The following is an 8,023-nucleotide window of genomic DNA, read 5'->3' on the forward strand; positions in this document are numbered from 1 at the left end:
GGAATGACGCTGAACGACGATCCCGCAGCGCTGCTGCCGTAGGATCGCTTTGCGATTCCGCAGTCCGGCTGCTATGAGGAGGCCCCATGTTGATACGGCGCATCATCGGCATTAGCGGCCCGGCTTCCGCCTGAGCTTTGAGCTCGGCGCAAGACCGGGATGTCTCTGCTCGTTCCGCCGCCCGCGATCGAAATCGCGTCTCAGCGCCTCATCTCTCAGCCAGCCAGATCACGATGTCCGAAAAGCCGCAAAAGCCCGACGCCCAAAAATCCGACGCCAAGGACTATTCCAAGACCCTCTACCTGCCGCAGACGGAATTCCCGATGCGCGCCGGCCTGCCGCAGCGCGAGCCGGAGATCCTGAAATACTGGAGCGACATCGACCTCTACGGCAAGCTGCGCGACACCGCCAAGAACAGGCCGAAATTCGTCCTGCACGATGGCCCGCCCTATGCCAACGGCAACATCCACATCGGGCACGCGCTGAACAAGATCCTCAAGGACGTCGTGACCAAGAGCCAGCAGATGCTCGGCCACGATTCCAACTACGTGCCCGGCTGGGACTGCCACGGCCTGCCCATCGAGTGGAAGATCGAGGAGGAGAACTACCGCAAGAAGGGCAAGACCAAGCCCGACTTCCGCGACTCCGCCGCCATGGTCGCGTTCCGCAAGGAATGCCGCGCCTATGCCGACCACTGGCTCAACGTGCAGCGCGAGGAGTTCAAGCGGCTCGGCGTGATCGGCGACTGGGACCATCCCTACGCCACCATGACCTATCCGGCCGAGGCGCAGATCGCCCGCGAGCTGATGAAGTTCGCCGCCAACGGCACGCTGTATCGCGGCTCCAAGCCGGTGATGTGGAGCGTGGTCGAGAAGACCGCGCTCGCCGAGGCCGAGGTCGAGTACGAGGACTATCAGTCCGACACGGTGTGGGTGAAGTTTCCGGTGACGTCGCCGGCGCATGGCGCGCTCGCGGGCGCCTCGGTGGTGATCTGGACCACCACGCCCTGGACCCTGCCCGGCAACCGCGCCATCTCGTTCTCGCCGAAGATCGCCTACGGCCTCTATGAGGTCGCGGACGCGCCGGCAGACAATTGGGCCAAGACCGGTGACAAGCTGATCATGGCCGACGCGCTGGCCGACAGCGTGTTCAAGCAGGCGCGCGTCACGAGCTACACCAAGCTGCGCGACATCCCCGGCGACACGCTCGACGCCGTCGAATGCGCCCATCCGCTGAAAGGTCTCGCCGGCGGCTATAATTTCGTCGTCCCGCTGCTGCCCGGCGACCACGTCACCGACGACACCGGCACCGGCTTCGTGCACACCGCGCCCGGCCACGGCCGCGAGGACTTCGACGTCTGGATGGCGCATGCCCGCGAGCTCGACGGCCGGGGCATCGCAACCACCATCCCCTACACCGTCGACGAGAACGGCGCGCTGACCGACCACGCGCCGGGCTTCACAGGAAAACGCGTCATCAACGACAAGGGCGAGAAGGGCGACGCCAACGAGGCCGTCATCAAGGCGCTGACGGATGCCGGCATGCTGCTCGCGCGCGGCCGGCTCAAGCACCAGTACCCGCATTCCTGGCGCTCCAAGAAGCCGGTGATCTTTCGCAACACGCCGCAATGGTTCATCGCGATGGACAAGGACATCGCGGACCAAGGTCAGGCGAAGTCCGGGGATACGCTGCGTGCCCGCGCGCTGCGCGCGATCTCGGTCACGCAATGGGTGCCGGCCGCCGGCCAGAACCGCATCACCGGCATGATCGCCAACCGTCCGGATTGGGTGATCTCGCGCCAGCGCGCCTGGGGCGTGCCGATCGCCGTATTCGTGCGCGAGACCGGCGACGGCTCCGCCGAGATCCTGCAGGACGAGACCGTCAACGCCCGCATCACTGAGGCCTTCGCCAAGGAAGGCGCCGACGCCTGGTACGCCGACGGCGCGCGCGAGCGCTTCCTCGGGTCCCGCGCCAATGAAGACTGGAAGAAGGTCGACGACATCTGCGACGTCTGGTTCGATTCCGGTTCGACCCACGCCTTCGTGCTCGAAGACCCCGTGCACTTCCCCGGCCTCGCTGGCATCAGGCGCAAGGTCGATGGCGGCCAGGACACGGTGATGTATCTCGAAGGCAGTGACCAGCACCGCGGCTGGTTCCACTCGTCGCTCCTGGAGAGCTGCGGCACCCGCGGCCGCGCGCCTTACGACGTCGTGCTGACGCACGGCTTCACGCTCGACGAGAACGGCCGCAAGATGTCAAAGTCGCTCGGCAACACCGTCGAGCCGCAGAAGGTGATCAAGGAGTCCGGCGCCGACATCCTGCGCCTCTGGGTCTGCGCCACCGACTATGCCGACGACCAGCGCATCGGCCCGGAGATCCTCAAGAACACCATCGAGACCTACCGCAAGCTGCGCAACAGCATCCGCTGGATGCTCGGCACCCTGCATCACTACAAGCGCAGCGACGCCGTGGCGTTTGCCGACATGCCGGAGCTGGAGCGCTTGATGCTGCATCAGCTCTCGCAGCAGGCCGAGGTCATCAGCCGCGCCTACGCCGCGTTCGACTACAAGACCGTGATCGCGAGCCTGGCTGCGTTCATGAACACGGAGCTGTCGGCGTTCTATTTCGACATCCGCAAGGACACGCTGTATTGCGACCCGCCGTCGTCGGTGGCGCGCAAGGCGGCGCTGACCGCGATCGACCTGATCTGCGATGCCGTCCTGAAATGGCTGGCGCCGGTGCTGTCCTTCACCACCGACGAGGCCTGGCGGATGTACAGGCCCGACGCAGAGCCGTCGGTGCATCTGACGCTGTTCCCGGAGGCGATGGACCAATACCGCGACGATGCGCTCGCCGCGAAGTGGGAGACGATCCGCAACGTCAGGCGCGTCGTTACCGGCGCGTTGGAGCTCGCCCGCGCCGCCAAGACCATCGGCTCCTCGCTCGAAGCCTCGCCGGTCATCTACGTCGCCGACCGCGCGCTGCTCGGCACCTTGTTCGACACCGATCTTGCCGAGGTCTGCATCACCTCGAACTACGAGGTCCGCGAAGGTGACGCCCCGGCCGATGCGTTCCGGCTCGATGCGGTGCCGGGCGTGGCGGTCGTCGTCGAGAAGGCCGTGGGCAAGAAATGCGCCCGCTCCTGGAAGATCCTGGAGAGCGTCGGCGACGACCCTGAGTACCCGGACGTTTCCCCGCGCGACGCGAAGGCGCTGCGCGAGTGGAAGGCGCTCGGGGTCGGTATGTGACCCGTGATCGCGCGACACCCACAACTGTCGTCCCGGCGAACGCCGGGACCCATAACCACCGGCGTTCATGTTGACGAAGGACGATGACCCAGACTTTCTCCGCCAACACACATCACGCGGTATGGGTCCCGGCGTTCGCCGGGACGACAGCGGTATTTGCCGCGAGTTGCTTGGCATGATCGCGCTCACCCCATGACCCCCCGCCTTCGCCTCGGCCTCATCGCCGGCTTCGCCACCCTGGTCATCGACCAGGCCTCCAAGCTGTGGCTGCTGTACGTGTTCGACCTGCCCAACCGCGGCACCGTCAAGATCACCCCGTTCTTCGACCTCTACCTCGCCTGGAACATCGGCATCAGCTTCGGCTGGCTGCAGAGCGAGAGCACGCTGGCGCAATATGGACTGATGGCGGTGAAGGCCGTCGCGGTGATCGCCCTCGCCATCTGGATGGCGCGTGCGGAAAGCAAGCTGGCGACGGCGTCGCTCGGCCTGATCATCGGCGGCGCCATCGGCAACGGCATCGACCGGCTGGCCTATGGCGCGGTGGTCGATTTCGCGTTGTTCCACATCCAGATCGGCGGCACGGTTTACAACTGGTACATCTTCAACATGGCCGACGTGGCGATCGTTGCCGGGGTGGCGGGCCTGCTATATGACTCCTTCTTCGGGGCCCCCGCCGCAAAAGCGCCCTGATCCGGGTCGATACCGGCCGGTGCCGATCCTGGGTCAAGAGCCTGATGATCTTCACGTTTTCGAGATCGGCGCGATGCCTGGACGGCCCCCCGTCGAATCGAGGATCGCAATCGGTGGGTCGCGGCCGGTTCGTCGGAGCACGAGCACTGGACAAGCGAGGACAGGGAAAGCCATGCGCAAGACCGAAGTCAGCGGCCGGATCATGACCCACGCGGCCATTCGCGTCCTGCGGCTGTCGGCCGTTGCGCTCGGCATTGGCCTCGTCATGGCCGCCGGCGCCGCCCGTGCCCAGGACGACGAGGAAGACGACAAGACCTTCGAAGAGAAGATCATCGACAATCTGATGCGCGGTCTCGGCGGCACCAACATGGAGACGCCCTCCATCGAATACCGCGAGCGGTCGCCCCTGGTGGTGCCGCCCAAGCTCGATCTGCCGCCGCCCGCCGCTGCGGCGCAGGCGACCGCGCCAAACTGGCCGAAGGACCCCGACGAGCAGCAACGCCGGGCCGCGGCCGCCGCGCGCAAGAAGGAAAACAGGGATCCGGTCAATGCGGCCCGTCCGCTGACCCCGGCCGAGATGAAGATGGGGCGGACGGCCGCCGCCAAGCCGACTGAACCGATTCAGCCCGGCGTGGCCAACAACCCGATGATGAGCCCGTCGCAGCTCGGCTTCAAAGGCGGCCTGTTCGGCATGTTCAAGGGCAGCGACAGCGAAACCAAGCCGTTCACCAGCGAGCCGCAGCGCGAGAGCCTGACCCAGCCGCCGCCCGGCTATCAGACGCCGTCGCCGAGCTATGCCTATGGCACCGGCAAGCAGGAGCCGATCGGCGGCAAGCAGCTGGACATCATGACCGGCAAGGAACGGTGACGGCGGTAGCCGTTCGCCCGGAGATGCCGGCTTCGCTGGCGTTAGCGAAATTTAATGTCTCGCGGCGGCACGATGTCGCCGTTTTGTGACGTCGGGCGCCGTCCGGCGCGATGTAGCATGCTGCGCTCAAACCCGATCGCCCCTCCCTGCGGGCCTTCAGAAGGATCATGATGTCCTCGCACCGGTTCAAATCCGTCGCCGCCGCGCTCGTCTCCCTCATCGCGTTCACGGCCGGCGCTTCGGCGCAAACGACGTTCGCCTCCGAGCCCCCCGCCAGCTTCACCCTCCCCAACGGCCTGCAGGTCGTCGTGATCCAGGATCACCGCACGCCGGTGGTGACGCAGATGATCTGGTACAAGGTCGGCTCCGCCGACGAGACGCCCGGCAAGTCGGGCCTGGCGCACTTCCTCGAACATCTGATGTTCAAGGGCACCGAGAAGCATCCCGCCGGCGAGTTCTCCAAGACGGTGCTGAAGATCGGCGGCAATGAGAACGCCTTCACCTCGGTCGACTACACCGGCTACTTCCAGCGCGTGCCGCGCGATCAATTGCCGAAGATGATGGAGTTCGAGGCCGACCGCATGACCGGCCTCGTGCTGAAGGACGAGAACGTGCTGCCCGAGCGCGACGTTGTGCTCGAAGAGTACAACATGCGCGTCGCCAACTCCCCGGAAGCCCGCCTCAACGAGCAGATCATGGCGGCGCTGTACGTCAACCACCCCTATGGCCGCCCGGTGATTGGCTGGCGGCCGGAGATCGAGAAGCTCGGCCGTGAGGATGCGCTGGCGTTCTATCGCCGCTTCTACGCGCCCAACAATGCCATCCTGGTGATCGCCGGCGACACCGACGCCAAGGAAGTGCGCCCGCTCGTGGAGCAGACCTTCGCCAAGATTCCCGCGCAACCCGACATCCCCGCGCGCCGGTTGCGGCCGCAGGAGCCCGAGCCGGTGGCGCCGCGCACGGTCACGCTGGCCGACCCGCATGTCGAGCAGCCCTCGATGCGCCGCTTCTATCTGGTGCCCTCGGCCACCACCGCCGCCCCCGGGCAGTCGGCCGCGCTGGATGTGCTGGCGCAACTGATGGGTAGCGGCAGCAACTCCTATCTCTACCGTGCGCTCGTCGTCGACAAGCCGCTCGCGGTCAATGCCAACGCGTCCTATCAGGGCACGTCGCTCGATCCGAGCCAGTTCTCGATCGCGGTCGCGCCGCGTCCGGGCGTCGATTTCGCCCAGGTCGAGGCTGTCGTCGACAGCGTCATCGCCGAGATCGCGCAGAACCCGGTGCGCGCCGAGGATCTCGAGCGCGTCAAGACGCAGCTCATCGCCGAGGCGATCTACGCCCAGGACAACCAGGCGACGATGGCACGCTGGTATGGCGGCGGCCTCACCACGGGTCTCAGCATCGAGGATATCCGGAGCTGGCCCGACCGCATCCGTGCCGTCACCGCCGAGCAGGTACGCGCCGCCGCGCAGACCTGGCTGCAGAAGAAGCGCTCGGTCACCGGCTATCTGATCAAGGACAATGCGGCCAAGCGCGAGGAGAAGCGGTCGTGATGAACACAATGACCTTCGCCCGCCGCTTCGCCTGCGTTCTCGCCGTCGGCGCCGCCGCGCTCACGATCGTTCCTGCCGCCCAGGCGGCAACCAAGATCCAGCACCTGGTGTCGCCCGGCGGCATCGAAGCCTGGTTCGTGCAGGACGCCACCGTGCCGCTGATCGCGATGGAATATGCGTTCCAGGGCGGCGCCTCGCAGGACCCCGTCGGCAAGCCCGGCGTCGGCAATCTCGTGGCCGACCTGCTCGACGAAGGCTCCGGCGATCTCGACTCCAAGACCTTCCACGAGCGGCTCGACCGCCGCGCCATCGAGCTGAGCTTCCAGATCTCGCGCGATCAATTCCGCGGCTCGCTGCGCATGCTGCGCGACAACAAGGACGAGGCGTTCGAGCTGCTGCGCACCGCGCTGACCTCGCCGCATTTCGACAGCGCCGACGTCGAGCGCATCCGCTCGCAGGTGATCTCCGGCCTGCGCCGCGAGACCACCAATCCGAGCTCGCTGGCGGGCCGCAAGTTCCTCGAGCTTGCCTTCCCCAACCACCCCTACGGCCGTCCGGCCAACGGCACGCTGGACAGCGTGCCGACCATCACCGTCGACGATCTCAAGGCCTATGTCGGCCGCGTGCTCGCCAAGGACACGCTGAAGGTCGCGGTTGTCGGCGACGTCGACCCTGCCACGCTCGGCAAGCTCCTCGATCAGACCTTCGGCAGCCTGCCGGCCAAGGCCACCTTGACGCCAGTGCCCGATGTCGTCGCCACCAGGCCGCCGGAGCGCGTGCTCGTGCCGCTCGACGTGCCGCAGACGGTGATCACCTTCGGTGGTCCCGGCATCCGCCGCCACGACCCGAACTTCATGGCGGCCTATGTGGTCAACCACATCCTCGGCGGCGGCGGCCTGTCGTCGCGGCTCTACAAGGAGGTGCGCGAGAAGCGCGGCCTCGCCTACTCCGTCTACGACGCGCTGCTGTGGATGGATCATTCGGCGCTGTTCATCGGCAACACCGCCACCCGCTTCGACCGCGCCGGCGAGACCATCGCGGCCGTCGAGCAGGAGATCCGCCGCATGGCCGAGGAAGGCCCGACCCAGCAGGAGCTCGACGAGGCCAAGTCCTACATCAACGGCTCGCAGATGCTGGCGCTCGACACCTCCTCCAAGCTGGCGCAGGCGATGCTGCAATATCAGCTCGACAAGATGCCGATCGACTACATCGAGAAGCGCAGCGAGATCGTCAACGCCGTCACCCTGGACGACGCCAAGAAGGCGGCGAAGCAGCTCTGGAGCCAGGGCCTGCTCACGGCCGTCGTCGGCCGCACTCCGCAGGCCGCCGCCGAGCCGGCCCAGGCGCCGGCCACGGCGCCGGTGACGAAGACGAACTGAGCGGGGCGCGGAGCTTCTCTCTTACGAGCACGTTGTTAGTCGCTCGTCATGCCCGGGCTTGTCCCGGGCATCTACGTCGTTCCGAGGACGCTGGGCCACGTGGATGGCCGGGCTTTCGCCGCGCCGAAGCGGCTTCGGCCGCGCAGGCGGGACAAGCCCGGCCATGACGAACGATCGTGGCCAACCACCGCTGGCGCCACAAAAACAGTGTCGTCCCGGCCTTGAGCCGGCAACTGTTATGTTGATGGAGTGATCGCATAAGGTTTTCGGTCGCGCATCATGGCA

5 protein-coding genes are annotated in these 8,023 nt (G+C 66.5%); all 5 read left to right on the forward strand.

Annotated elements, in window-relative coordinates; all coding sequences use genetic code 11:
- Positions 1–233 precede the first annotated feature (233 nt).
- The 5 genes from ileS to ACQR13_RS31085 all read left to right on the forward strand — a co-directional run bounded on the left by ileS (position 234) and on the right by ACQR13_RS31085 (position 7,738).
- A complete protein-coding gene (ileS, locus tag ACQR13_RS31065; protein WP_434863541.1) occupies positions 234–3,248 on the forward strand; it encodes an isoleucine--tRNA ligase in 3,015 nt (1,004 codons plus the stop codon).
- 192 nt (positions 3,249–3,440) lie between these two features.
- On the forward strand, positions 3,441–3,938 hold the full coding sequence (gene lspA / locus ACQR13_RS31070) for a signal peptidase II (protein WP_315713617.1): 498 nt from the start codon (positions 3,441–3,443) through the stop codon (positions 3,936–3,938).
- A gap of 202 nt (positions 3,939–4,140) precedes the next feature.
- Complete coding sequence (locus tag ACQR13_RS31075) at positions 4,141–4,806, forward strand: hypothetical protein (RefSeq protein WP_315713662.1); 666 nt, start codon at positions 4,141–4,143, stop codon at positions 4,804–4,806.
- Between the two features lie 167 nt (positions 4,807–4,973).
- Positions 4,974–6,359 carry a M16 family metallopeptidase gene (locus ACQR13_RS31080; protein WP_316184164.1) on the forward strand — a complete coding sequence of 462 codons (1,386 nt, stop codon included), beginning with the start codon at positions 4,974–4,976 and terminating at the stop codon, positions 6,357–6,359.
- Entirely contained in the window at positions 6,359–7,738 is a 1,380-nt protein-coding gene (locus ACQR13_RS31085; RefSeq protein WP_434863542.1) for a M16 family metallopeptidase, read from the forward strand. Before ACQR13_RS31080 ends, ACQR13_RS31085 begins: the two co-directional genes overlap by 1 nt.
- Positions 7,739–8,023 lie beyond the last annotated feature (285 nt).

Source organism: Bradyrhizobium sp. HKCCYLRH3059, assembly GCF_051168035.1.
GTDB lineage: Bacteria > Pseudomonadota > Alphaproteobacteria > Rhizobiales > Xanthobacteraceae > Bradyrhizobium.